26 protein-coding genes are annotated in these 24,697 nt (G+C 68.2%); 19 read left to right on the forward strand and 7 right to left on the reverse strand.

What is annotated here, in order from left to right:
* Positions 1-26: 26 nt before the first annotated feature.
* Positions 27-1,955, reverse strand: coding sequence for a 2-oxoglutarate dehydrogenase, E2 component, dihydrolipoamide succinyltransferase (gene sucB, locus JOF29_RS38745; protein ID WP_209699279.1), 1,929 nt, complete (start codon positions 1,953-1,955; stop codon positions 27-29).
* 128 nt (positions 1,956-2,083) lie between these two features.
* Positions 2,084-3,463, reverse strand: coding sequence for a dihydrolipoyl dehydrogenase (gene lpdA / locus JOF29_RS38750; protein ID WP_209699280.1), 1,380 nt, complete (start codon positions 3,461-3,463; stop codon positions 2,084-2,086).
* Positions 3,464-3,571: 108 nt separating this feature from the next.
* On the opposite strand from lpdA, the gene JOF29_RS38755 reads away from it, so the two are divergent.
* The 11 genes from JOF29_RS38755 (at position 3,572) to JOF29_RS38805 (ending at position 12,846) form a co-directional block, all read left to right on the forward strand.
* Complete coding sequence (locus JOF29_RS38755) at positions 3,572-4,642, forward strand: tyrosine-type recombinase/integrase (RefSeq protein WP_209699281.1); 1,071 nt, start codon at positions 3,572-3,574, stop codon at positions 4,640-4,642.
* 215 nt (positions 4,643-4,857) lie between these two features.
* Positions 4,858-5,130 (forward strand): hypothetical protein, encoded by a 273-nt coding sequence (locus tag JOF29_RS38760; RefSeq protein WP_209699282.1) that lies wholly within the window; start codon positions 4,858-4,860, stop codon positions 5,128-5,130.
* Positions 5,131-5,220: 90 nt separating this feature from the next.
* Entirely contained in the window at positions 5,221-5,640 is a 420-nt protein-coding gene (locus JOF29_RS38765) for a hypothetical protein (RefSeq protein ID WP_209699283.1), read from the forward strand.
* A 125-nt stretch (positions 5,641-5,765) separates the two neighbouring features.
* Entirely contained in the window at positions 5,766-6,884 is a 1,119-nt protein-coding gene (locus JOF29_RS45775) for a DUF3631 domain-containing protein (RefSeq protein WP_209699284.1), read from the forward strand.
* 347 nt (positions 6,885-7,231) lie between these two features.
* Positions 7,232-7,672: an HNH endonuclease gene (locus JOF29_RS46235; protein WP_372446416.1), complete on the forward strand. Its 441-nt coding sequence runs from the start codon at positions 7,232-7,234 to the stop codon at positions 7,670-7,672.
* A gap of 534 nt (positions 7,673-8,206) precedes the next feature.
* Positions 8,207-8,446: a hypothetical protein gene (locus JOF29_RS38780; RefSeq protein WP_209699286.1), complete on the forward strand. Its 240-nt coding sequence runs from the start codon at positions 8,207-8,209 to the stop codon at positions 8,444-8,446.
* 1 nt (position 8,447) lies between these two features.
* The gene (locus tag JOF29_RS38785; RefSeq protein WP_209699287.1) at positions 8,448-8,828 is read left to right on the forward strand and encodes a hypothetical protein; all 381 of its coding nucleotides are present in this window, start codon (positions 8,448-8,450) and stop codon (positions 8,826-8,828) included.
* Positions 8,825-9,112: a hypothetical protein gene (locus tag JOF29_RS38790; protein WP_209699288.1), complete on the forward strand. Its 288-nt coding sequence runs from the start codon at positions 8,825-8,827 to the stop codon at positions 9,110-9,112. The genes JOF29_RS38785 and JOF29_RS38790 overlap by 4 nt, the downstream gene beginning before the upstream one ends.
* On the forward strand, positions 9,102-11,861 hold the full coding sequence (locus JOF29_RS38795; RefSeq protein WP_209699289.1) for a hypothetical protein: 2,760 nt from the start codon (positions 9,102-9,104) through the stop codon (positions 11,859-11,861). Before JOF29_RS38790 ends, JOF29_RS38795 begins: the two co-directional genes overlap by 11 nt.
* Positions 11,858-12,301, forward strand: coding sequence for a hypothetical protein (locus JOF29_RS38800; protein WP_209699290.1), 444 nt, complete (start codon positions 11,858-11,860; stop codon positions 12,299-12,301). The genes JOF29_RS38795 and JOF29_RS38800 overlap by 4 nt, the downstream gene beginning before the upstream one ends.
* Before the next feature lie 278 nt (positions 12,302-12,579).
* On the forward strand, positions 12,580-12,846 hold the full coding sequence (locus JOF29_RS38805; RefSeq protein ID WP_209699291.1) for a hypothetical protein: 267 nt from the start codon (positions 12,580-12,582) through the stop codon (positions 12,844-12,846).
* 61 nt (positions 12,847-12,907) lie between these two features.
* Here the strand turns inward: JOF29_RS38805 and JOF29_RS38810 are convergent, their stop codons facing one another.
* Both JOF29_RS38810 and JOF29_RS38815 read right to left on the reverse strand, forming a co-directional pair.
* Positions 12,908-13,045: a hypothetical protein gene (locus JOF29_RS38810; protein ID WP_209699292.1), complete on the reverse strand. Its 138-nt coding sequence runs from the start codon at positions 13,043-13,045 to the stop codon at positions 12,908-12,910.
* Between the two features lie 23 nt (positions 13,046-13,068).
* Positions 13,069-13,242, reverse strand: coding sequence for a hypothetical protein (locus JOF29_RS38815; RefSeq protein ID WP_209699293.1), 174 nt, complete (start codon positions 13,240-13,242; stop codon positions 13,069-13,071).
* A 331-nt stretch (positions 13,243-13,573) separates the two neighbouring features.
* Between JOF29_RS38815 and JOF29_RS38820 the strand changes: the two genes are divergently transcribed.
* Positions 13,574-13,891 carry a hypothetical protein gene (locus JOF29_RS38820; protein ID WP_209699294.1) on the forward strand — a complete coding sequence of 106 codons (318 nt, stop codon included), beginning with the start codon at positions 13,574-13,576 and terminating at the stop codon, positions 13,889-13,891.
* On the opposite strand, the gene JOF29_RS38825 is transcribed toward JOF29_RS38820, so the two are convergent.
* Entirely contained in the window at positions 13,888-14,658 is a 771-nt protein-coding gene (locus tag JOF29_RS38825; RefSeq protein ID WP_209699295.1) for a nitrilase-related carbon-nitrogen hydrolase, read from the reverse strand. The two genes, JOF29_RS38820 and JOF29_RS38825, sit on opposite strands and share 4 nt — an antisense overlap.
* A gap of 29 nt (positions 14,659-14,687) precedes the next feature.
* Between JOF29_RS38825 and JOF29_RS38830 the strand changes: the two genes are divergently transcribed.
* A complete protein-coding gene (locus tag JOF29_RS38830) occupies positions 14,688-15,326 on the forward strand; it encodes a GntR family transcriptional regulator (RefSeq protein ID WP_209699296.1) in 639 nt (212 codons plus the stop codon).
* On the opposite strand, the gene JOF29_RS38835 is transcribed toward JOF29_RS38830, so the two are convergent.
* The gene (locus tag JOF29_RS38835) at positions 15,313-16,611 is read right to left on the reverse strand and encodes an MFS transporter (RefSeq protein WP_209699297.1); all 1,299 of its coding nucleotides are present in this window, start codon (positions 16,609-16,611) and stop codon (positions 15,313-15,315) included. The two genes, JOF29_RS38830 and JOF29_RS38835, sit on opposite strands and share 14 nt — an antisense overlap.
* A gap of 75 nt (positions 16,612-16,686) precedes the next feature.
* On the opposite strand from JOF29_RS38835, the gene JOF29_RS38840 reads away from it, so the two are divergent.
* Together JOF29_RS38840 and JOF29_RS38845 are read left to right on the forward strand one after the other, a co-directional pair.
* Positions 16,687-17,352, forward strand: a complete 666-nt coding sequence (locus JOF29_RS38840) for a DUF2848 domain-containing protein (protein ID WP_209699298.1) — start codon at positions 16,687-16,689, stop codon at positions 17,350-17,352.
* 3 nt (positions 17,353-17,355) lie between these two features.
* Positions 17,356-17,682 (forward strand): cupin domain-containing protein, encoded by a 327-nt coding sequence (locus JOF29_RS38845; RefSeq protein ID WP_209699299.1) that lies wholly within the window; start codon positions 17,356-17,358, stop codon positions 17,680-17,682.
* On the opposite strand, the gene JOF29_RS38850 is transcribed toward JOF29_RS38845, so the two are convergent.
* A complete protein-coding gene (locus tag JOF29_RS38850; RefSeq protein ID WP_209699300.1) occupies positions 17,671-19,173 on the reverse strand; it encodes a leucyl aminopeptidase in 1,503 nt (500 codons plus the stop codon). The genes JOF29_RS38845 and JOF29_RS38850 overlap by 12 nt on opposite strands.
* Positions 19,174-19,271: 98 nt before the next feature.
* Here JOF29_RS38850 and gcvT point away from each other — a divergent pair, with 98 nt between their 5' ends.
* The 4 genes from gcvT to JOF29_RS38870 all read left to right on the forward strand — a co-directional run bounded on the left by gcvT (position 19,272) and on the right by JOF29_RS38870 (position 24,650).
* Positions 19,272-20,390: a glycine cleavage system aminomethyltransferase GcvT gene (gene gcvT / locus JOF29_RS38855; protein WP_209699301.1), complete on the forward strand. Its 1,119-nt coding sequence runs from the start codon at positions 19,272-19,274 to the stop codon at positions 20,388-20,390.
* 362 nt (positions 20,391-20,752) lie between these two features.
* Positions 20,753-21,760: an ABC transporter permease gene (locus JOF29_RS38860; protein ID WP_209699302.1), complete on the forward strand. Its 1,008-nt coding sequence runs from the start codon at positions 20,753-20,755 to the stop codon at positions 21,758-21,760.
* Between the two features lie 41 nt (positions 21,761-21,801).
* A complete protein-coding gene (locus JOF29_RS38865; protein ID WP_209699303.1) occupies positions 21,802-23,559 on the forward strand; it encodes an ABC transporter substrate-binding protein in 1,758 nt (585 codons plus the stop codon).
* A 98-nt stretch (positions 23,560-23,657) separates the two neighbouring features.
* On the forward strand, positions 23,658-24,650 hold the full coding sequence (locus JOF29_RS38870; protein ID WP_209699304.1) for an ABC transporter permease: 993 nt from the start codon (positions 23,658-23,660) through the stop codon (positions 24,648-24,650).
* The last annotated feature ends 47 nt before the right edge of the window (positions 24,651-24,697 follow it).

Below are 24,697 nucleotides of genomic sequence, written 5' to 3' on the forward strand. Positions count from 1 at the left end.
AGGCACCGGCGCCGTCGTCGATCGGATCAGACGTCGAACTGGGCCTCTTCGAGGCGCTGCTTCACGGCCGTCAGGTACCGGGCCGCGTCGGCGCCGTCGACCAGGCGGTGGTCGTAGGTCAGCGCCAGGTACACCATCTGCCGGATCGCGATCGTCTCGCCGAGCTGCGGGTGGGTGATGACGACCGGGCGCTTCACCACGGCACCGGTCCCGAGCATGCCGACCTGCGGCTGGTTCAGGATCGGGGTGTCGAACAGCGCGCCCCGGCTACCGGTGTTGGTGATGGTGAACGTACCGCCCGCCATCTCGTCCGGCAGCACCTTGTTGTTGCGAGTGCGGTCGGCGAGGTCGGCGATCTTCTTCGCCAGACCGGCGATGTTCAGGTCGCCCGCGTTGTGCACGACCGGGACCATCAGGCCGCGCTCCACGTCCACCGCGATGCCGAGGTGCTCGGCGGCGTGGTACGTGATCTCGCCCTTCTCCTCGTCGATCGACGCGTTCAGCTTCGGGTACTGCTTCAGCGCGTCGACCGCGGCGAGCGCGAAGAACGGCAGGAAGGACAGCTTGGTGCCTTCGCGGGCCTCGAACTCGGCCTTCTTCGCGTTCCGCAGCTTGGCGATCTCGGTGACGTCGACCTCGACCACGGTGGTCAGCTGGGCCGAGACCTTCAGGCTGTTCACCATGTGCGCGGCGATCGCCTTGCGGATCCGGCTCATCTTCTCGGTGGTACCGCGCAGCGGGCTGATCGTCGCGGCCTTGGCTGCCGGTGCCGGAGCGGCGGGGGTGGCGGCAGGTGCGGCGGCTGCCGCGGCCTTCTTGGCCTCGGCGGCGGCGATCACGTCCTGCTTGCGGATGCGGCCGCCGACGCCGGTGCCCTGCACTGCGTTCAGGTCGACTGCGTGCTCCGCGGCCAGCTTACGGACCAGCGGGGTGACGTAGTTCGGGCCGTCGGCGGCGGCACCGTTCGGCGACGCGGCCGGTACGGCGGGAGCCGGAGCAGCAGCGGGTACGGCGGAAGCGGGGGCAGCAGCAGGCGCGGGCGCCGAGGCGGCCGCCGGGGCAGGTGCAGCTGCCGGAGCGGGAACTGGTGCAGCAGCCGGGGCGGGTGCTGCGGCGGGAACCGGAGCCGGAGCTGCAGCCGGGGCCGAGGCGGCCGGAGCAGCGTGGGCCGGAGCGGCGGCGGGGGCCGAGGCAGCCGGAGCAGCGGGGGCCGGAGCAGCGGGGGCCGGAGCAGCCGGGGCCGGGGCGGCGGCGGGTGCTGCGGCGGGGGAGCCGGCGCCTACGATGGCGAGCTCGGCGCCTACCTCGACGGTTTCGTCCTCGGCGACCTTGATCTCCAGGAGCTTGCCGGCGATCGGCGACGGGATCTCGGTGTCGACCTTGTCGGTGGAGACCTCGAGCAGCGGCTCGTCCACGGCGACGTCGTCGCCGACCTGCTTGAGCCAGCGGGTGACCGTGCCCTCGGTAACGCTCTCGCCCAGGGCCGGCAGGGTCACCGACGTACCCGAAGCGGCGGCGGGCGCCGGGTCAGCGGCGGCCGGAGCAGCAGGCGCGGAAGCGGCCGGGGCCGGAGCGGAGGCAGCTGCCGGGGCCGGAGCCGCGGCGACCGGAGCGGCTGCTGCCGCCGCAGGAGCAGCAGCAGGAGCAGCGGCGGGCGCCGGGTCAGCGGCGGGTGCAGGAGTCTCGGCGGCCGGGGCTGCGGGGGCGGGAGCCTCGCCGGCGTCGCCGATGACGGCGAGTTCGGCGCCGACCTCGACGGTCTCGTCTTCGGCGGCCTTGATCTCCAGCAGGGTGCCGGCGACAGGGCTCGGGATCTCGGTGTCGACCTTGTCGGTCGACACCTCCAGCAGGGGCTCGTCAACGGCCACCGTGTCACCGACCTGCTTGAGCCAGCGGGTGACGGTTCCTTCGGTGACGCTCTCCCCGAGGGCCGGCAGGGATACAGAGGTCGGCATGACGGTCGTTGCTCCTTCGTCTGATCGGTCGAGTGTCAGCCTACGGTGCCGCCGGAGCGCGCGGGATCCGGGTCACGGCCGTCCCCCACGCTCCTGCAGCCCCAACCTACTGGGGTGAACCAGCAGGGTCAGTCATGGAAGTGCAAAGGTTTCCCGGCCAGCGCCAGATGCGCCTCGCCGAGGGCCTCGTTCTGGGTCGGGTGGGCGTGCACGAGCGGCGCGACATCGGCCGGGTACGCCTCCCAGTTGTAGATCAGCTGCGCCTCGCCGATCAGCTCGCCGACACGGGAGCCGACCATGTGCAGCCCGACGATCGCGCCGTCGCGGGCGCGGACCAGCTTCACGAAGCCGGACGTCTTGAGGATCTGCGACTTGCCGTTCCCGCCGAGCGGATAGTTGAGGATGTCGACCTCGCCGTACTTCTCCCGCGCCTGGTCCTCGGTCAGTCCGACCGACGCGACCTCCGGCTCGGAGTACGTCACGCGCGGGATCCCGGTCTCGTCGATCGGCGTCGGCGACAGCCCGGCGATGTGCTCGGCGACGAAGATGCCCTGCTGGAATCCGCGGTGCGCGAGCTGCAGCCCCGGCACGATGTCGCCGACCGCGTACACGCCCGGCACGCTCGTCTGCAGCGTGGCGTCGACGGTCACGAACCCGCGGTCCAGCGCGACGCCGACCTCTTCGTACCCGAGACCGGCGGTGTTCGGTCCCCGGCCGACCGCGACCAGCAGTACTTCGGCCTCGATGACCTCGCCGCCGGCCACGTGCACCTGCACCCCGGAATCGGTCACCGTGACGGATTCGAACGGCGTACCGGTCTTGAAGGCGATCTTCCGCTTCCGGAACGCCCGCTCCAGCGCCTTCGAGCAGTCCGCGTCCTCGGCCGGGACGAGCCGCGGCAACGCCTCGACGATCGTCACGCGGGTGCCGAACGACGTCCACGCGGACGCGAACTCGACGCCGATCACGCCGCCGCCGAGGATCACCGCGGACTCCGGAACCCGGTCGAGCGTCAGCGCGTGCTCGCTCGCGATCACCCGGTGCCCGTCGAGCTCCAGCCCGGGCAGCGACTTGGAGTAGGAGCCGGAGGCAATGATGACGTTGCGGCCGGTGTACGTCGTGTCGCCGACCTGGACCGTGGTAGGAGAGGTGAGCCGCCCCTCGCCCTCGATGACCGTGATGCCGCGGGCCTTCAACTGGCCCTGCAGCCCCTTGAACAACCGGTCGACGACGCCGTCCTTGTACTTGTTCACACCGCCCATGTCGACGCCCTCGAGCGTCGTCCGGACCCCGAACTGCTCGCCCTCGCGCGCCGAGTCGGCGACCTCGGCGGCGTGCAGCAGCGCCTTGGTGGGGATGCAGCCACGGTGCAGACAGGTGCCGCCGACCTTGTCCTTCTCGATCAGCGCCACGGACAGGCCGAGCGTCGCGGCCCGCAGTCCGGCGGCGTAGCCACCGCTGCCCCCGCCGAGAATCACCAGGTCGTACGTCGTACCAGCGTCAGTCACAGGTTCCTCCGTGGTTCCGGTCGAGGCAGGCGGTCCCGGATCGCGGGCCCCGCCCGGCGCCATCCTTTCACCGATAACCCCCGGATCCACCCCCGGGCCGGTTCTGGCGTGCCGGTGGCGAGCGGCCGCAACCGTTATCCAGGATTCAGGACCCGACTTGCACAGATAGTGGACACTTACGTCATGAAGCCGGTTCGGCCCTTTAGGGACGAACCGGCAGGTCAGACCGGTAATCGGGTCGAGATACCACGCGCGCTGGGGTCAGCACAAGGGTGCTTTGAAGAATATGCGGGAGGAACCGTGCTCGACCTACTCGACTCTTGGCTAGTCCATCTCCGCGCCGAACGGAAGTCGGCGCGCACCGTCACGGTCTACCGGGCCGGTGTTGAGCAGTACGGGGAGTACTGCCGCGCCAACGGACTGCCCGAGGTGATCGACCGCAACCAGGTGCGCGCCTGGCTCGCCCACCTGATGGACTCCGGGTTTGCGCCAGCGACCGCTGACATTCGGCTCACCGCAGTGAAGCAGTACGCGGCCTGGCTGGTCACCGAGGATGAACTCGACAGCGACCCCATCGTCCAGTTGAAGGCGCCGAAAATCGGCGAGAAGGTGGTCCGGCCGCTGTCGGCCGACGAGATCAAGGCCCTACTCGCCACGTGCCGGGGCAAGGATCTGATGCCCCGACGGGATGAGGCGATCATCCGGCTGCTGCTGAACTCCGGCCTGCGCGCATCCGAGCTGTGCGGCCTGCGGGTGCCTGATGTGAAAGTTGCCACCGGCACCGCTCTCGTGCAGGGCAAGGGGGACCGTGAACGGGTTGTCGAGTTCAACGCGCAGACCGCCCGTGCGCTCGACCGGTGGCTGCGGGTACGGCGTACCCATCCGAAGGCAGGCACGTCGGCGCTGTGGCTGGGCGGGATGGGCCGAAGTTTTGGATACGGCGGCCTTCATCAGATGCTGACCGCGCGCGGCCTCCAGGCAGGGATCGAGGGCCTACATCCGCATCTCCTGCGGCACACCTGGGCGTCCCGCAGGAAGGATGCCGGGCTGTCGGAACAGTCGCTCATGACCCTTGCCGGTTGGCGGTCTCCCCGGATGCTGCGGCGGTACACGCAGTACGCCGACGCCGAACGGGCGATCGCCGAGTCCCGGCGCCTGGATGTGGACGGCGACCTCTGAACCCCGGACGGAATCGCCTTTGTCTTGTCCAGTGTGCCGTGTAGCGTTTTGCGTACATAGTTGCTCCTGGCGGTCGTGTCCGAACCGAAGTGCCGGGAGGGAACGTAGCCCGGAATAGGCGTAGGACGGCAACAAGCGCAGCCACGTGACCGGCCGGTCGGCAGGTCCGTCACGGGACGCCTAGCGCAGGTTCCCTAGCCTGTGGAGGCTTTCCCGTGCCCGCGAACGATCCCGAAGTGCGGTCCCTGGCCGCCCGCATCATGGCCGCCGAACGCTGGGGCCACACCACCGACAGGACCGCTGCCACCGCACCAGCCCGCGCGGGCCTGCGTGCCAAGTTCGCCCGCGAGGTCGATCCCGACGGCATCCTGCCAGCGGACGAACTCGAAACCCGCGTAGGTCATCTGATGCATGCGCACATGCTCCGGATGAGCCTCGCATCGAAGGCTAGCCGTGCCCGCCGTCGCGCCGAGCGCGACGCCTCGTAGCACCTTCTCTCGCTGGCCTGGCACTGGTCAGCTTTCACACTCACCACGGGCAGCGGTCAGGCGCCCCGGTTCACCACCTGAGGAACCAACGTGCCACCTGGCGAAAAGAAAGATGGCCGCCCCGATGCAAAGGAAGTGGCCGCCCCTACTCGGGCGGCCACCACGAGCGGCCCCGACGGCAAGCTCAAGTCCACTGTAACTCCTCCGTGGGAACCGTCTGCATGGTTTCGCGGGCAGATCGTCCGGGTTGCGACCCGGACGCGTCTGGTCGCGCTGCCGTACGACGGCACGACCGTGGTTGTCGTCGCGCTGCGCCATGCGCAGCCCGGCTCCCGCGAGGACCGCACCTGCGATCGCTGCCGCGAGTACGTCCCACCGATGTCCGCGAAATTCTTCTGCGGCGCACAGCACTTCCGGATCAGTGGTCACGTTTGCGGCGTCATGACCTTCGGGCTGTGTGACCGCTGTCGGCGGCTCGAAGGTCTCACCATGGGGCAGGTGACCCCGTGACCGCCGGTCATCTAGGCGACGCTCCATCCTGTTCGGCCACTTCAGCCGGTTCATCCGGTTCCCTGAGAGGGGGGTGCAAGGAACTGGATGAAGTCCGTGCATGGCTGTCTCGGTTCATCTGCACCGTGGACGACAGCGACTTGGATCTGCTGACCCTGTGGGCTGCGGCGACACACCTGGCCGTCGAGACGTACACGAGTCCTCGCTTGGTGATCGACTCGCCCGTACCAGGTTCAGGGAAGACGACATGCCTGGAGCATCTGGAGCGGCTCTGCTTTCACCCGGTCCAGATGGCGTCCCTGTCCTCGCCCGCGTTGTTGGTGCGGATGCTCGACAAGGGCCTGCGGACGATCCTGATCGATGAGGCGGACCGGTCGCTCAACCCGGATATGGACGGCGTCGGCGAATTGCTCGCGATCCTCAACTCGGGCTACAAGCGGGGCGGTACGCGCCCGGTCCTGACGCCCGTGAAGGGGGGTGGGTGGGACGCGGTCGAGATGTCGACGTACTCCCCGGTCGCCATGGCGGGCAATAACCCCAACCTTCCCGACGACACCCGGAGCAGGTCCATCCGGGTGCTGCTGATGCCGGACATCAACGGCGAAGCCGAGGATTCCGACTGGGAAATGAACGAGGCCGAGGTGCTCGACATCGCCGAGCACCTGAGGGACTGGGTCGACACGGTCCGCGACATGGTCCGCGAGAACCGGCCGCCCTTGCCCGTGGAAATCCGTGGACGGGCCAAGGAACGGTGGTTCCCGCTGAAGCGGGTAGCCGCAGCGGCAGGGGGGCAGTGGCCGGACCTGGTGGATCAGATGGCCGTGCGCGATATCCGACGCATCGAGATCGAACGAGAGGAAGGGATCATGCAGGAAAAGCCCGCGATCGTGCTGCTTCGACACATCTGTGAAGTGTGGGAACCCGGCGCGACCTTCACCCCCACCGAGCACCTCCTCTACAAGCTGATCGACGTCCACCCGGATGCGTGGGACGTCGCTCCCGCTCGACCGAAGGCGCTCACGGCTCAGCGAATGGGCCGGATGCTGGTGAACTCGTTCAACATCCACAGCGCCCGACCGGACACCAACGGCAAGCGTGGATACGTCTCGACGGACCTCGATCCGGTTCTACGCCGGTTCGGTATGACCCTCCCTGGGAAACCGGATGAACCGGCTGATCTGGCCGAACTGGATGGTCCATGGACAGCGATCTCGGTCGAGCTCGGGGCTACCGAGATCCGATGACCCACCCGCCCGTGTTCTGCGGGCGCCGTAGGCGCCGTGTCCTTCCGATGGCTCTGCAGGCATGGGAGATCGCACAGCCATCGGGGGTGGGGCTCCATAAAGCGGAGCCCCACCGAGGCTCCGCCTCGGTGAATCAGTAACCAATCCCGGAGGCGACTGGTAAATGATTAACAACCCGGCGAAAAGGGGGCGAGGGCGCCGCGCGGTCACCGTCACGCTCCCGCCCCCTTTTCGTGTGTGCGTGGCTTCACAGATGCGCTGTGAAAAGGGTCCTGGCGGAAGATTTCGGCCGCCCCTACCCCGGCGGCCGTCACGCAGGGTAGTAACCTCGAAGAAAGGCACAACCGATGATTTGTTCGAGTTGTGGCGCGGAGTTCCAGGCGCCACCGAAGGCCCCCAAGGGCGGCAAGCCGAGGTCGCGTTGCGACGCCTGCCGGTCGTCTCGGGCGTGGCTCGACGGCACCACGTACCGGAACCTCCGGGAGCAGGTGCTCCGCGAGGAGACCGGCTGTCACCTTTGCGGGCAGCCGGTGGACAAGTCGATCCAAGATCGCGCCGACCCGAGGGTGGGACAGGTCGACCATGTGGTACCGGTGGCAGATCGGCCCGATCTTGCCAACGAGCGGAGCAATCTCCGCCTCGCGCACCGGCTCTGCAACCTACGCAAGGGTGCTGGTCCGGCGCGCGGCACCGGCAGGAAGCCCGTGCCACAGCGGCAGCAGTGCCCAGACTGCGGGTCGTACTGCGGCCCCAACCTGCCGGGCGCGATGACGCATTGGTGCCTGTGATGGACGCCGAGGAGCTGCCCGACGACCCCCGCATCGGTGAGGTGTACTCCCCACCGATGGCGACGGCGCCCTGTGTCGCCTGTGGTGGGGAGCGGCTCGTGCAGCCACCGGCCGCGCCACCGGAACCGCGCCGCCACCGTTGGTCCCGGCGCCGCACTGAGACGGTGGAGGAGGAGCCGCCGCGCGTCTGGTCGTGGTTGCGGCGGCCGGACGCGCGGCGCCTTCCCGGGCACTGCCCGCATTGTGGGGCGCAGTGAGGTGGACCGCGACGTGTCCGTGTCGGTGGCGCTGCGGCTGCGGCGCGTCGCGGCGGACATGCGCCGCCGGGGCGATCCGCTGTGGCGGGTGGTCGCACAGGAGTCGGATCGGTTGCTCGCAGCCCCTGAAACCGGCTGTGCGGGCTGCGGTGGCGAGATACCCCACAGCAGCGGCCGTGGTCGCCCCCGCAGGTATTGCCTGAAATGTGCCCCGCGGAAAAATGGCGGAAAAATCGCGGATTCCGGGATGGTTGCCTGAGGAGGCAAACAAATGTCCGTGAAAATTGGCGACATTCTCGAAGCCGAGGAACGGTTGGCGCAGGCGGAACGCGAGTTGCGCGAGGCAACCGAGCCGAAGAACTGGTCAGCGCACGAAAGCTCCGACGCGCTGGGTATGCGGACCGTGCATCTGCACCCGAGTCACTTTGAGCGCCTGGATCTGCTGCGCGAGGGCGTGCAGCGCGCGGACGCCAACCTCCGTGCACTGTGGCGCACGGCTGCCGGGATCGAGGACTGAAATGCAACGTCTCGAAGATCTGAAATTGCGCGGGGCAAGGACCACCGCGCCCACGATCGCCGTCGCGGTGCCAGTGGCGGCAGTAGCGGCGGCTGGCACTGCTGCCGCTCGTGCTGTACCGGCGGCTCCCTCGGCCAAGCTGCCGCCGGTACGGCACATCACCGAGCGCATTGCCGTCCTGGATGGGTGGATCGAGCGCCGCGCCAGCGGCGGGATCTCCTGCCATGGTGAGCAGGTCTGCGCGGCCTACGCGAAGCTGCGGCGCGCTGGCAAGCGTGCTCACCGCGACTTCGACGGAGTGGTCCGCGATATCCGGCGCCTTGGTGACGCACCGATCGAGACACGGGTCGAACGCGGCTGCGGCCGGGCGGTGCTCCGATGAACGCCTTCAGCGCGCGCGAGGTCGCGCTGGACGCCTACCGAGTTGCCAGGGGCGCCCCGATCCGACCCCCGATGGGCGGCACCCTCATCGGGGTCCGTCAGGCCGACGTGGATCGTCGGCGGCGCGAGCTGTTCCAGCGTGCCGAGGCTGCGTGCCTGACCGCGCTGGACGGGCCGCCGAAGTTCACCTTCCGCGAGCCTGACAATGATGCGCTCCGGGCGCTCCTCGTGGAGATCCGGCGTGAGCTTGCTCCGAGCAACGAGGTAAATACCGGTGGCGTCTGAAGATCTCACCTTCGATGTAATTGCCCGCGACCACGCGAGCGGCGTTCTGCTGCGGATTGCCGCCGCGACGCGGGGCCAGGCGGCCGCATTGTCGGCGAGTACGCGGGCCACTGCCGAAGCTGCGGGCATCAGCGCCAAGCTGCAGGCCGCGCGGGACCGCGAGGCCGACGTCGTCGGCCGGGTCCAAGTGGCCGAACAGCGGCTGGCCGAGGTCCGGGCCAACGGCTCCGCGAAGGCTAGTCAGGTCGTCCGCGCCGAACAGGCACTCGCGAAGGTGCGCCGCGACGCCGAACGCGCGGCCACGGCCGTAACCCGGGTAGAGGAGTCCGAGAACGACGGTGGGAAGTCCGGTAGAGGCTGGGTCCGGGGCTTCCTGCACTGGATGGGCGTCGGCACGAAGGACATCGTGCAGTCGGCCAAGGACGCCGCGTCGGCGGCCGGTGGCGGATTCTGGTCCGGCTTCCAGGGCGTCTTGAAGACACCGCTCATCGGCCCTGCGGTCATCGCCGGTCTCGCCGCTACGGTGGCGGCGCTCCTGGTCCCTGTGGGCGCCCTCGCGGCCGGTGCTGTCGTACTGGGTTTCGGCTCCGGGCTCGCCGCCCTCGGGCTGGTGTTCGCCGCGAAGGCCGACGGCGTGAAGGCGGCGTGGAAATCGACGCTGTCCGACATGGGCGACCAGATGACCGAGCTGTCGACGCCCTTCCAACGGACCCTCATCCTGATGGCATCCGTTGCCCGGAGCACCTTTGCCGGACTCAAGCCGGAACTCGCCGCCGCGTTCGCCACGCTGGCGCCCAGCGTCCTCGATTTCGGAACCAAGCTGGCCGAAGGCGTCGCCCGGCTCGGGCAGTCCTTCCGTCCGCTCTCGGCGGCGTTCGCCGCCCTGCTGGGGCAACTCGGTCCGGGGCTGTCTGACATGCTCGGCTCCCTGTCGCTCGGTCTGAGCAAGCTCTCGGTGAGCGTCGCGAAAAACCCCGGGGCGATCGCCGACCTGGTGCGGGGAGTCGGTGCGCTGACCGGCGACCTGTTGAGTTTGGTCGGAATCTTGAACGACACCGACGGCGCGTTCCGGCGGCTGACCGGGATCGGCAGCGTGACCGTGCTGATGGCCGCGCTGCGTACCGTGGTGTTCACCACCATCGGCCCATTCGTCGGACTGGCCGCCGCCGCGGGTGCCGTGATGGACACCCTCAGCCGGTGGATGAAACCTGTCGGCGCCGGTTTCCACTACACCGCCACCACGGCGACCGAGGCCGCGACCGCCACGAAATATTGGACGCAAGGATTGAGCAACGCGCAGCTGGCGGCGATGGGGATCACCCTCTCGGCGCACCAGACCAGTGCAGCGGTCGCCGACGTGACCGCGCAGATCGCCCGGCAGACGGCCGCGACCAACGCACTCATTGCCGCCCTGCACCGGCTATCAGGTACCGCCCTCAGCGAGCGAGACGCGCAGATCGCCTACGCGCAAGCCGTCGCGGACGCCACCAAGGCCGCCCAGACGAACGGCAAGGCGTTGTCGCTCAACTCGCAGGCGGGCCGCGACAACCAGAAGGCCCTCGACGCGGTAGCAGCGGCGGCGAACGTCGTCACTGACTCGATGCTTCACGCGAACAGCGGCACGGCAGCCGCAGCGGCAGCGGCGGCGAGGTCGCAGGCGGCGTTCGTCGTGCTCGCAGAGAAGATGGGCTACAGCGCAGGGCAGGCGGCAGCTTTGGCGCGGCAGTTGATCGACATCCCGAACGTGACCAGGACGATCAGCATCGTCACGCAATATTCCTCGACCGGGGTCAACCTCACGAACCCGTCGGCCGTCGGCGGCAACCACCAGCTGATTATTCCGAAGGGGCAGCACCGCGCCGGGGGCGGCTCGGTCACTGCCGGTACGCCGTACCTCGTGGGTGAGAAGGGGGCGGAATTGTTCGTCCCGAAGGTCTCCGGAGCGATCCTCACGCACCAGCAGACGGCGGCCAAGCAGGCGGCGCACTATAAGGAACTCCAGAAACTCGACCTGTTCGTCAACGGCTCGTTCGCCCAGGGCCTGATGGGTTCGGCCAACCACATCGGTGTCGTGTTCAACGAGCTGATGACCAAGGTGCTCGGGCTGAATCTTCCGAGGCCGAAAGAGTCCCGGATCGTCGCCTACCTGCGGGCCGAGGACAAGCTGCTGACCGCCGAGACGAACCGCCGCGCTGCGATCGCGGTCCAGCTGAAGGCGGCACAGCAGAAACTCGCCGACCTCGTTGCTGCCCGCAACCAGTACGCGCAGCAGATCACCAGCTCGGCGCTGTCCTTCACCTCCATCACCGGCGCACAGGCGGACGCGAACGGGAACCTGACGGCACAGTCCGTCATCGCGCAGATGACCGAGAAGGTCCGGAAGGTACAGCAGTTCGCGACCGACCTCGCCGCTCTGCGGAAGCGTGGCCTGAATCTCACGACCTACCAAGACATTGTCGGGGCCGGGGTCGATCAGGGCGATCAGATCGCGAAAGCCCTGCTCGGTGGCAACGTCAACACCTTCAACCAGGTGAACCGGCTACAGGCAAATGCCACCTCGACCGACGTCGGGCTCGGGAACTCCGCGGCGAACGCGCTCTACGGGTCCGGGATCCGCGCGCAACAGGTCCAGGTCAACCAGATCACGGTGAACGGGGCGATGGACGCCAACGCGACGGCGAAGCAGATTCAGCAGATGCTGTTGGCGCTGAAGCGGCGCAGCGGCGGCGTGTCATTGGGGATTGCATGACCGAGATCCGGTTCGAGGGTGGCGAGGCGTTCGCCCGTGCCGCTGAGCGGCTGCAGGCCGCCGCCGAGGGTGGACTGCAGCGGGAACTCTCGGACGCGCTGATGGAGGCCACGAAGCCCCTGGACGACGCCGCGCGGGCGTCCGCGCTGGAGAACCTGCCGCGCAAGAATGGCTTGAACAAGATCGTCGCGGCATCCAGGATCTCTACCCACCGGCTGACCGCGCTGCGGGTCCGGATCACCGCGCACGGCATTCCGCAACTCGCAATGACGAACCGAGGCATGATCGTGCACCCGGTCTACGGCCACCGGCCGCGCGTGCTGCAGAAGATCCCCAAGGCCATCGGCTGGTTCTACAAGCCGATGCGGCGCGGCGCCGGTGGCGTACGGCGGGAGCTGACGAACGCCATCGAACGTGTCGCCCGCCGGATCGCGGGCTGACAGGAGAAAATCGGCAGCCTGGAGGCGAATAATGCCTCGGGTGTGAACGGTTATGGAGGTCAAAGTCCCGTCGGGACTTTGACCTCTCCTGAAGCGTTCACGGGGTCCGGGGGCGCGCCAGGCAAGAATCAAAGTACCGACGGGACTTTGATTCTTGCTTCCGGCGGCGCGGCGCCGGTGGCGTACGGCGGGAGCTAGAGCGGGCCATTGACCGCATCGCCCGGCGGATCGTGGGCTGATGCACTTGGTTCACTTAGCGCATTAGCTACACTAGATGCATGAGTAGCATTGAGAACAAGTCCAGCCCGATCGAGGTCTGGCTGCGGCAAGAGAACATGGCGATCGTCTGCACGGTCGTCTACGAGGATGAGTCGACCCAACAGCTTGACGTCGACTCCCTGTCCATGCGGGGCGCGCAGCGCGAGATGACCGGCTGGCTCATCAGTAACGGCTATCAGCCCGTCGGCCGCTGGGAGTCCGAGGCGACGGGCGCCGACGGTGACGACCTTGTCGCGGTGGAGACGTCCCGTCGGTTCAAGCAGTAGGACCCAAAAGAGTTCGGCCCCTGTCGCTCGGTGGGCAATGGGGGCCGAACTCTTTTGGGTCCTACTGCTTGACGATCATCTCGACGGCGTCGACCTGACCCTCAAAGAAACCGCGAAGGTACGCGGCTTCCTCGCCATCGGTAGCAGCGTCGTAATCGAACTCACCGGCGAACTCCAAAGCGACATACTCCTGGGCCACGTCGTACCACCACGGCCGACTGTTCATGACCGGCGGCTCTCGCGGAGCAGGCGCCCGGCGGCGTCGGTGGCGTGCGCGAGGATCAGCACCAGATCCTCACCGGTCCACTTCGATGCGTCGAGCGCGTCCTCAGCGCCCAGATCGAACGCCGCGCGTTCACCCTCGGTCGCGGTCTCGAAACGATACGGTTCTTCCATGGTCGGACCTCCTAGTTAGGTTCCGATCTAGGGCCGGTCCGGGAGTTCAGCCTCCCGGCCGGTCCGCCCCCTCACGGTGAGGGGGTACGTCCGCAGAATGCGCCTGCCGATGGCACCGCGCAAGGGCCGGTTTTGCGATGAAGCCTGAGGACACCTCACGGTGCCTGGTGGTGCCACTCGGGCGAGATGAAGCAGTCCCGACATGCGAGCAGTTGGCGGGCGTGCCCCGGTCGGACTTGTGAAAGATAAGTTGCCCCACAGAGGTCGTTACCGCCGAGCCTGTACGCTTCGTTAGCACAAGGCGGACCTCAGGATAGTGGACACTTACGTCATGAAGTGGTTCGGTCGCCGGCGGAAGGCCGGAACGATGCGCCGGGCGGATTCCCCGGACCAGGCGCACCTGCGGGAGTTCGCGCAGACCCGGCAGGGGGTGGAGGGATTCGTCGAGCCGCGTACCGCGGTGACGGACTACACCTTGCTGCTGGTCGCGATCGACGGTGAGTGGACCCGTCGCCGGGTCCCGTCGGTCAAGTGGGCACACGACTTCGCGAACCGGCTCGGCGTCCCGTCGTACGACGCGGCCGTGGTCGGCTACCCGCCCCGCATGCGCGAGTACAACGCCCGGATGAAGAAGGACGGCAAAGCCTAAAGGATCGGTACCCGAGCCCGGACCGACGCGACCACGGCGGTGTCGACCGTCGCCTGCAGGATCCCGGAGGCGCCGTCCAGCCGGGCGTGCGTCTGGCCGAGCGGCCCGGTGAGGCTGCTCCGCCCGATCCCGAGCGGATCTGTTCCGGCCGGCGGTACGTACGCCTGGTCGCACGCCAGCAGGAACGCCTGCGCGTCCGCGGCCCGCGCCCGGGTGAGCAGGTCCCACTGTTCTTCCTTGCCCGGCCCCGCACCCCAGGACGCCGGTACGACGATCAGCTCCGCCCCGAGCCGCCCGAGCTCCGCGAACTGGCCGCCGAACCGCAGGTCGTAGCACGTCGCCAGCCCGACGGTCAGTCCGCGGTACCCGAAGCTGACCAGGCTGTTGCCCGGAGCAACCGTGTCGGACTCGCGCGACCCGAAGGCGTCGTACAGGTGGATCTTCCGGTACGCCGCCTCGACACCCGGGCCGGTGGCGAGCAAGGTGTTGTGTACCCGCCCGTCGGCGGCCGGCTCGAACAGCCCCGCGACCACGACGATCCCGAGGTCGGCGGCGATCTTCCGCAACCCCGTCGCGAACGGACCGTCCAGCGGCTCGGCGACGGTCGCGAGGTCGGTTCCGAAGCAGGCCGACGTGGCCTCGGGGAGCGCGACCAGCTCGGCGCCGCCGGCGGCCGCGCGCCGTACCGCGCCGGTCGCCGTGGCAAGGTTGGCGACCGGGTCGGGGCCGGCGGTGAGCTGGGCTGCCGCCACTCGCAAGACTGTCATCAGGACCTCCGAGACTGTATACATGAGGTATGCAATTGAGTGGGGACTCCGGCCGGGACCGCGCGTACCAGCACCTGCGGGCGGTCGTGCTGAGTGATCCGGCCGTGTCGGGGACGTTCATCAACGAGCAGGCCGTCGCGACCGAGGTGGGGATCTCGCGGACGCCGGTCCGGGAAGCCCTGCTGATGCTCGCCGCCGAGGACCTGGTGCAGCTGGTGCCGCACCGCGGCGCGTTCGTGGCGCCGGTGCCGGGCCGGGAGATCGCGGAGATGATGCAGGCCCGCGGCGTCATCGAGTGCTGGGCCGCGACGACCGCACTGACGGCCGGCAACACACCGGTGGCGGCGATGTCCGCGGTGCTCGACCAGCAACGCGAGATCGTCGGCGACGGCGACGCGAAACGGTTCATCGAGCTGGACAGCCAGTTCCACGCGTTGCTGGTCGCGGCGGCCGGCAACTCGGTGCTCGGCCGGCTGTACGACAACCTGCGCGCCAAGCACGTCGTACTGGGGCTGGTGGCCCTGCAGCGGAGCACCACCAGAAGAGAAGAGGTCGTCGCCGAGCATCAGGCGATCGTCGACGGGCTGGCGGCCGGCACACCGGATGCGGCCGAGAAGGCGATCCTCAGCCACCTCGACTCCACCGGCGCGCTGCTCATGCACGGCTGACGACCAGGTCCTGCGGCTCGTCCTGCACGGCCCGGCCGAGTCGCAGCCCGACCAGGGTGATCACGCAAGCCACCACGATGTACGTCGCGATCGCGTAGCCGGAGCCTGTCTTCGCCAGGAAGTACGTGAACGCCAACGGCGCCAGCGCGCCACCGATGACGCCGGCGAACGTGTAGGCCAGGGAACTGCCCGTGTAGCGCAGCCTTGCCGTGAACTGCTCCGACACGAACGCCGCTTGCGGCCCGTACATGAGCGAGTGGAACAGCAGCCCGATCACCACACCGGGTAGCAGCGTCGCCAGTGACGTCGCCGTGGCGAAGAACACCACGCTCCAGACCGCCCCGCCAACAGCACCGATCGCATAGACGGTACGACGTCCGTACCGGTCCGAGAGCCAGCCGGACAGCGGAATCAGCACGACCTGGCAACCGGAGCCGACCAGGACCGCGGCCACCGCCTGGCCGCGGCTCATGCCGAGGTCCTTGGTCGCATAGGTAAGGACGAAGACAGCGAACATCGCGTACAGCACGTCCGGCCCGACGCGCGCCAGGATCGCAGCGATGAGCGGACGCCTCTCCGTTCGCAGTACCTCGGACACCGGGGCTGCAGGCCGCTCGCCGCGCGCTTGCAGCTCCCGGAAGACCGGTGTCTCCTCGAGCCTCGTCCGGATCAGCAGGCCGAAGGCGACCAGTACGGCAGACAGCAGGAAAGCGACCCGCCAGCCCCAGCTGAGGAACGCGCCCTCGGACAAGACCCCGGCCAGCACCGCCAGTACTCCGTTCGCGAGCAGTGTCCCGAGGGGCGGCCCGACCTGTGCGGCCGACGCCCAGAAGCCACGCTGCTCCGGTTTGCTGAACTCGCTGCTCAGCAGCACCGCGCCTCCCCACTCGCCACCCACGCCGACGCCCTGGGCGAACCGGAGTGCGACCAGCAGCGTCGGCGCGATCGCGCCGGCCTGGGCGTGGGTCGGCAGGATCCCGATGCCGAAGGTGGCGACGCCGATCAGCAGCAGCGTCGCGATCAGCACACGCTTCCGGCCGATCACGTCGCCGAGCCGGCCGAAGAAGATGCCGCCGAGCGGGCGGGCGACGTACCCGACCGCGTACGTCGCGAACGCCTGCAGCGTCCCCGTGAGCGGATCGCTGCCCGGGAAGAAGAGATCGCCGAAGACGAGCGCGGCGGCCGAGGAGTAGACGGCGAAGTCGTACCACTCCAGCGAGGTGCCGGACAGGCTCGCGGCGAACGCCTTCACGAGCCCGCGGCGGTCAGGTTCTGCGGTTGGCATCGGGTGGACCTCCAGGTCGGATTGCTACATACTCGTTGTATACGACGTGTTCACGCAAGACCTGAGGAGGAGTCGATGCGATTCGAGCTACCGGACGGGAGCGCACGCGAGGTCGCGGTCCGCTACGCCCTGAACGCCGGGTACGCGGGCCGGGACACGGCCGAGGTCCGGCATCACGTGGACGAGCTCGCGGCGCTCGGCGTACCGGCGCCGAACCGGGTGCCGACGCTCTACCCGCTGTCCGCGTCGCTGGTGAGCCGGCCCGGTACCGTCCAGGTCGCGCACGGGCAGACGTCCGGTGAGGCGGAGTGGGCGTTGATCGTCACGCCGGACGACTACCTGTTGACGGTCGCCTGTGACCACACCGATCGTGCGCTCGAGGTGCACGGTGTTGCCTGGAGCAAGCAGTCGGCACCGGACGTCCTGGGCGACGTCGCGTGGCGGCTCGCGGAGATCGACGACGAGCTCGACCGGTTCACGCTGCGGGCCTGGGTGCGGCACGGAGAGCGCGAGGAGCTGATCCAGGACGGGACACTGGCGCAGCTGTTGCCGCCGGCGTACTGGATCAAGGAGCTGGGGACGCGGCTGGTGCCGGGCACTGTATTGCTGAGTGGGACGATTCCGATGCTCGGAGGTGTCGATCAGTTCGGTGACGGATGGCGGGTGGAGATGACGGATCCGCGGGGCGTGAGCAGCCGGATCAGCTACCGGGTCGAAGAACTAGCGCCGGCCTGGGACTGACGGATGAAGGACGAGCGGGAGTTCTTCGCGAGCGGCCAGGTTCCGTGGGTGGACGCCGGCGGCGGGGTCGCGGAGCAGGTGCTGAGCCGCGGGCCGGACGGGATGCTGACCAGGATCGCGCGGTGGGCGCCGGGGACCACCACGAGCAAGGTGATCCGGCACGAGTACGTCGAGGAGGTGTATCTGCTGGAGGGGGAGTTGACCGACCTCACCCTCCAGCAGACGTTCACGGCCGGCGACTACGCCTGCCGGCCGCCGGGGATGCCGCACGGTCCCTACACCACCGGGACCGGCTGCACGATGCTGGAGATCCGCTACTCAGCCGGCTGAGGCGGCCAGCTCGATCAGGGTGCGGACGGCGTACCCGGTGCCGCCGCTCGGGGTGTAGCCGGCCGCGCCGCCGTCGTTGAACGCCGGGCCGGCCACGTCCAGATGCACCCAGTCGATGCCGTCGGCAACGAAGTCGCCGAGGAACGCGGCCGCGGCGAGCGCCCCGCCCCACGGCTCGCCGGTGATGTTCGCCAGGTCGGCGACCTTCGAGTGCGACTTCAGCTTGTCCAGCATCTCGGCCGGGATCGGCAGCGGCCACATCGCCTCGCCGGCCGCGAGGGCGGCGTCCACCACCCGGTCCCGGGCGCTGTCGGCGTTCCCGAAGGCGCCGGCCACCTTGGTGCCCAGGGCAACGACACAGGCGCCGGTCAGGGTGGCCACGTCGACGATCAGGTCGGGCCCGTCCTCGGACGCCCGGACCAGCGCGTCGCCGAGCACCAGCCGGCCCTCGGCGTCGGTGTTCAGCACCTCGACGGTCTTGCCGCCGTACATGGTCAGCACGTCCGACGGCCGCGCCGCCGAACCGGACGGCATGTTCTCGGCCATCGCCGCGTACGTCGTCACCTGCACCGGCAGGCCGAGCCGCGCGATCGCGAGCGTGGCGCCGATCACCGCGGCGGCGCCGGCCATGTCGGACTTCATGCTGACCATCCCGGACGACGTCTTCAGCGAGAGGCCGCCGGAGTCGAACGTGATCCCCTTGCCGACGAACGCCAGGTGGGTCACCGGCTTGCGAGGGGTGTAGGTCAGCCGGACCAGCCGCGGCGGGTTCGCCGAGCCCTGGCCGACGCCCAGGATGCCGCCGTACCCGCCCTTGGCGAGCGCCTTCTCGTCGAGCACCTCGACCTTGACGCCGTACTCCTTGCCGAGCTTGACCGCGTCCGCGGCGAACTCCACCGGGTGCAGGTCCGACGGCGGGGTGTTGACCCAGTCGCGCACCTGCGCGATCGACTCGGCGGTCACCTGCGCGCGCTCCAGCGCGGCCTTGGCGTCCTTGTTGCGGGCCAGGTCGGTGAGCACGATCAGGTTGCCCGGAGCCTCGGAGCTGTCCGCGGACTTGTACGTCGTGAACGCGTACCGGCCCAGCAGCGCGCCTTCGGCTACCGCGCGGACGCAGCCGGCGTCGGGCGTCGGCAGGGCGAACGCGACGGACTGCGAGATCTTGGCGGCACGAACACCGGTGCCGGCCGCGGTGCGCAGGTCCTCGGTCTTCAACGAGCCGTCGGGTGCCGCGCCCAGGCCGACCGCGATCAGCGTCGCCGACTTGCCCGGCTTGCTCAAATGGGGCCCGGGCACCTTGGTCACCTCGCCGGCCTTCCCGGTGGCGCCGAGGCCGGTCAGCACCTCCACCAGCTTCCCGCCGTACGCGGCGTTCAGCGACTCGGTGCCGGCCGGCAGAGCGACGACGCCGCCGAGTTTGACCACGCCGATGACCACGGCGTCGGTCTTGACGCCGGCGGCATCGGACTTGCTCAGGGTGATGGTGGTCACGAAATCCTCAGTCCTCCTTGACCGGCGTCTCAGCTGGCCGGTCGTGACGGTACGTGCAAGCTGCCACCGCATGCTACGCGTCAGGTAGTTTGCGCTCCATGACCGAGTCGACCGATTTGAAGAAGTCCCCGTTGCACGAGCGCCACGTCGCCCTCGGTGCGAAGTTCGCCGAGTTCGGCGGCTGGGAGATGCCGCTGGAGTACTCCGGGGTGGTGGCCGAGCACACCGCGGTCCGGACGTCGGTCGGCGTGTTCGACGTCAGCCATCTCGGCAAGGCGACCGTGAAGGGCCTGGGCGCCGCGGCGTACGTGAACGCGTGCCTGACCAACGACCTCGGCAAGATCGCGCCGGGCCAGGCGCAGTACACGTTGTGCTGCAACGAGCGCGGGGGCGTGGTCGACGACCTGATCGCCTACCTGCACGCCGACGACGACGTGTTCCTGATCCCGAACGCGGCGAACACCGCCGAGGTGGTGCGGCTGCTCCAGGCCGACGCCCCCGACGGGGTCGAGGTCGCCAACGTCCACGACGACTACGCGATCCTCGCCGTACAGGGCGCGAACAGCGACGAGGTGGTCTCCGCGATCGGTCTGCCGACGGGACACGACACTCTGCACCCTTTGAACTACATGGCCTTCGCCACGGCCGACTTCGGCGGTACGCCGGTAGTGGTCTGCCGGACCGGGTACACCGGTGAGCGCGGGTACGAGCTCGTCGTACCGAACGCCGCCGCGGTGGCGGTCTTCGACGCGCTGCTGACGGCCGGCGAGCAGTACGGCATCGTCCCGGCCGGACTGGGGGCGCGGGACACGCTGCGGACCGAGATGGGGTACCCGCTGCACGGCCAGGACATCTCGCCGGACATCACGCCGGTCCAGGCCCGCTCCGGCTGGGCCGTCGGCTGGAAGAAGGACCACTTCTGGGGCGACTCCGCCCTGCGCGCGGAGAAGGAACAGGGCCCGGCCCGGATCCTCCGCGGCCTGCGCGCGGCCGGCCGGGGTATTCCGCGGCCGCACATGACCGTTCTGGACCAATCGGGGACAACTCTCGGCGAAGTCACATCGGGCACGTTCTCCCCGACCTTGAAGAAAGGCGTTGCGTTGGCACTGCTCGACGCGGCGGTGAAAGAAGGCGACCAGGTGACCGTCGACATCCGCGGCCGGCAGGAAATCTTCGACGTGATCAAACCGCCGTTCGTGACGGTGCATGTGCGTTAGCGGCGCGCTGCCACCCACCGCCACCGAATGCGGCAAATCGTCACACTCCGTAAAAACCTGGCACAAAATGGCCACTGTCGGTACTGTGCCGACGCGTTTTGCGAAGGATTGACTGCGAAGGGTGACGAAATGGGGCAAATATTCCGTTCGAGTACCCGTTCCGGTAACGATTTGTGCACTGGTGCAGGGCACCGCTGGTTTGGTGTCACAGTGTCAGGCAGGCTAGCGCCCGGTTGCGGGGTATTCGGGTGTCAAGGGGATTTGACGCGAGGCCGCCGCAGAGCAAAGGCTCGGCACGCTATCCACCGATATGTGCCGGATCAACGGACCGAAATCCGGCCGACGAACTTGACGGAGTGCGAATGAGTATTGGGTCGCCAGACTCGACCGTAGGGGTCGAAGAACACCCGGCATCGGCGGAACCGGTTCGCGGCGCAGCCACTCCGCACGGAAAGTCCCCGAGCCGGATCGCGTTCGACCGGCTGCGCAAGGACCGGGTCGCGATGATCTGCGCGTCGGTCGTGCTGTTCTTCATCCTGATCGCGATCCTGGCGCCGTTGCTGGCCAAGCTGGAGGGCCAGGACTACAGCGCCTTCCACACCGACCTGGTCGACGAGTACGGCTACCCGACGATCGGCGTGAACGGCGCGCACTGGCTGGGCGTCGAGCCGAAGACCGGCCGGGACAATTTCGCCCGCTGGGTGTACGGCGCCCGCCCGTCGCTGATCATCGCGTTCGTGGCGACCATCGTCGGTACCGCCATCGGTGTCGTGATGGGACTGCTGGCAGGCTTCCTCGGCGGCTGGACCGACCGGGTGATCTCCTGGGTGATCGACTTCGTGCTCAGCCTGCCGTTCCTGCTGTTCGCGATCGCGCTGGTGCCGATCGTCGAGTCGATGCGGGGCGGTTCGTTCAACCTCACGCCGGACCAGCAGGCGTCGATCCGGTTCTACGTGCTGATCTTCGTGCTCTCGTTCTTCGGGTGGGCCGGCCTGGCCCGGATCATCCGGGGCGAGGTGCTGTCACTCCGCGAGCGCGAGTTCGTGCTCGCCGCCAAGGCCATCGGTGTGCCGACCCGGCGGGTCCTCTTCAAGGAACTGCTGCCCAACCTGGTGGCCCCGATCGTCATCTCGGCCTCCCTCGCGGTGCCCTCGTACGTGACCGCGGAGGCCGGTCTTTCCTTCCTCGGCGTCGGACTGGTCGAGCCGATCCCCTCCTGGGGTCAGACGATCTCCGTCGCCACGAACTGGTTCAAGGCAGACCCGCTCTACCTCTGGCTGCCAGTGGTCGGCATCACCGCTCTGGTGCTCGCGCTGGCCCTGCTCGGAGATGCGGTCCGGGACGCCTTCGACCCCAAGACTCGCCGGTAGTTCGGCGATTGCCCCAGCGGCAGAAAAGGAGAAACCCGACCATGCAGTGGAAACGGATCACCGCAGTCGCGGCGACGGTCATGCTGGCCGCCGTGGCCTGTGGCAGCCCGTCCTCGAACAGCGGTAGCAAGGGCGACAGCAACACGTTGGGAGGGGCCCAGATCAAGGCGACGGACCCCACTGCGCAGGGCCCGGCCGCGGAGGTCGACGGCGCGAAGAAGGGCGGCACGATCACGATCCTCTCGGACGTGACGCCCGACACCTTCGACCCGACGAACATTTACTACGTCGACGGCAACCAGATCGGCAAGCTGTTCTACCGTTCGCTGACGCAGTACCGGCTGGACGGCCCCGATCACAAGCCGGTTCTGGTTCCGGACCTGGCCGAGGACCTCGGCACCAAGTCGGCCGACGGACTGACCTGGACCTTCAAGCTGAAGCAGGGCATCAAGTACCAGGACGGCACGCCGGTCAAGGCTGCCGACTACGCGTACGCGATCAAGCGGTCCTTCGCGCACGACCTGTACAGCTCGGGACCGACGTACCAGCAGCAGTTCTTCCTGGACGGCGAGAAGTACAAGGGCCCGTACGCGGCCGGTGGCGCGAACTACAAGGGCGTCGAGACGCCGGATGACAAGACCCTGGTCATCCACCTGGCGAAGAAGTTCGACGACCTGCCGTACTACGCGGCGTTCCCGATGTTCACGCCGATCCCGCAGGCGAAGGACACCCAGAAGAACTACGAGCAGCACCCGATGGCGACCGGCCCGTACCAGGTCTCGTCGTACCAGCCGGGCGCCGAGCTCAAGCTGACGAAGAACCCGAACTGGGACCCGAAAACCGACCCGGTGCGGCACCAGTACGTCGACGGCTTCGACTTCAAGTTCAGCCAGGACCTGATCAAGGCCCAGCGCCAGGTGCTGGCCAGCTCTGGTCCGGACGCCGACTCGCTGAACTACACCAACCTGGACGTCTCGCTGCTTCCTGAGGTCAAGGACCAGTCGCAGATGATCAAGGGCGCGTCGCCGTGCACGATCATGTACACGATGGACACCCGGAAGATCCCGATGGACGTCCGTCAGCTGATCGCCAAGGCGTTCCCGTACGACGGCTGGCGCAAGGTGGCCGGCCTGAACCCGACCGACGACCCGCCGGCTTCGACGATCCTGCCGCCGGCCGTCCCGGGCTTCGAGAAGTACGAGCTGCCGGGCCTTAACGGCACCGGTAAGGGCGCCGAGGACGACGCGATCGCCGCCGAGGTCAAGTCCGGGCTGCAGAAGATCGGCAAGCTGAACTTCGAGCTCAGCTGGTACTACTCGATCGACGACAAGATCTCGACGCAGGTCACGCAGTTCCGCAAGCAGATGTTCGAGAAGGCCGGCTTCAAGGTCCGCGCGATCGGTGTCCCGAAGGCCAAGATCCGTACCTTCACCGGGGACCAGAACGCTCCGGTGAACATCGGCAAGACCCCGACCGGCTGGTGCTCCGACTGGCCGAGCGGCACCAGCTGGTTCCCGGTGCTGTTCCGGTCGGATGCGATCGCCCTGGGCAACAGCGTCGGCCAGCTGCAGGACAGGGCCCTGGACGCCGAGATCGACGCCGTCACCGCGAAGGCGCCGGACGACCAGCTGAAGGAATGGAAGAACGTCGACAAGGACATCATGGAGAAGTACCTTCCGGTGCTCCCGCTGTACTACAGCCAGAGCAACTTCCCGGTCGGCAAGAACATCGGGCACGCGATCAACGACCCGACACAGGGCATGCCCGAGTTCACCTCGCTGTACCTGAAGCAGCCCTGACCCGATTCCGTTCTGAAGTAGTAGTGATCCACTGAACGCCTGCGTGGTGCCCGGACCACAAGTCCGGGCACCACGCCGGTCGGTGAGGAGACAATCCCGTGCTCTATTTCGTGGCGCGCCGCCTGGTCAGCGCGCTCAGTGTGGTGCTCGCGACGTTGATCGCGACCTTCGCGTTGTTCTTCGTCGCGCCGACCGACCCGGCCGGTGCGATCTGTGGTGAGCGCAACTGCACCCAGCAGCGGTACCAGGAGATCAAGGCCAACCTGCACCTGGACCAGCCGAAGGTGCAGCAGTTCGCGGAGTACACCGTGGGAATCTTCGCCGGTCGTGACTTCACGACCTCGGGTGTCAAGCAGCACTGCGCGGCGCCCTGTCTCGGCTTCTCGTTCAAGAACGACCGGCCGGTCACGGACATGATCAAGACCCGGTTCCCGGTGACGCTGTCACTGGTCGTCGGGTACGCCGTCCTGGTCCTCACCATCGGCGTGTTCGTCGGATCGATGGCTGCGAAGAGACGCGGGACCATGGGCGACCGGGCGCTGATGACCAGCACGCTGGTGATCAGTTCGGTGCCGTACTACATCGTGGCGCTGATGGTCGCGCTCTACCTGACCGTGCTGTATCCGATCCTTCCGAGAGGTGAGTGGACACCTCCCTCGGAGAATCCCGGCAAATGGATAGCCGGCATGCTGACACCGTGGCTGGTGCTCGGCGTTTACAACTGCGTCTCCTATGCCCGGTACGCGCGTGGCTCGATGGTCGAGACGCTGAGCGAGGACTTCATCCGGACCGCGCGGGCCAAGGGCCTGTCCGACCGGGTGGTCACCTACAAGCACGCACTGCGCTCGGGCCTGATTCCGGTCGTGACGATCTTCGGTCTCGATGTCGCGGGCAGCCTCGGCGGCGCGATCTTCACGGAACGGATCTTCGACCTGCCCGGGCTCGGCCAGCTCGTCCTGGACAGCTTGAACAACTACGACCTGCCGGTGATCATGGGCACTGTACTGGTCGCCTCCGTGCTGATCGTGGTGATGAACCTGCTGGTGGACATCGGCTACAGCGTGATCGACCCGCGGGTGAGGCTCGCATGACCATCCCCGCCCCCGAAGACCGTGCCCCCGAAGACCGTGCCCCCGAA

The sequence above is a fragment of the Kribbella aluminosa genome (assembly GCF_017876295.1).
Lineage (GTDB): Bacteria > Actinomycetota > Actinomycetes > Propionibacteriales > Kribbellaceae > Kribbella > Kribbella aluminosa.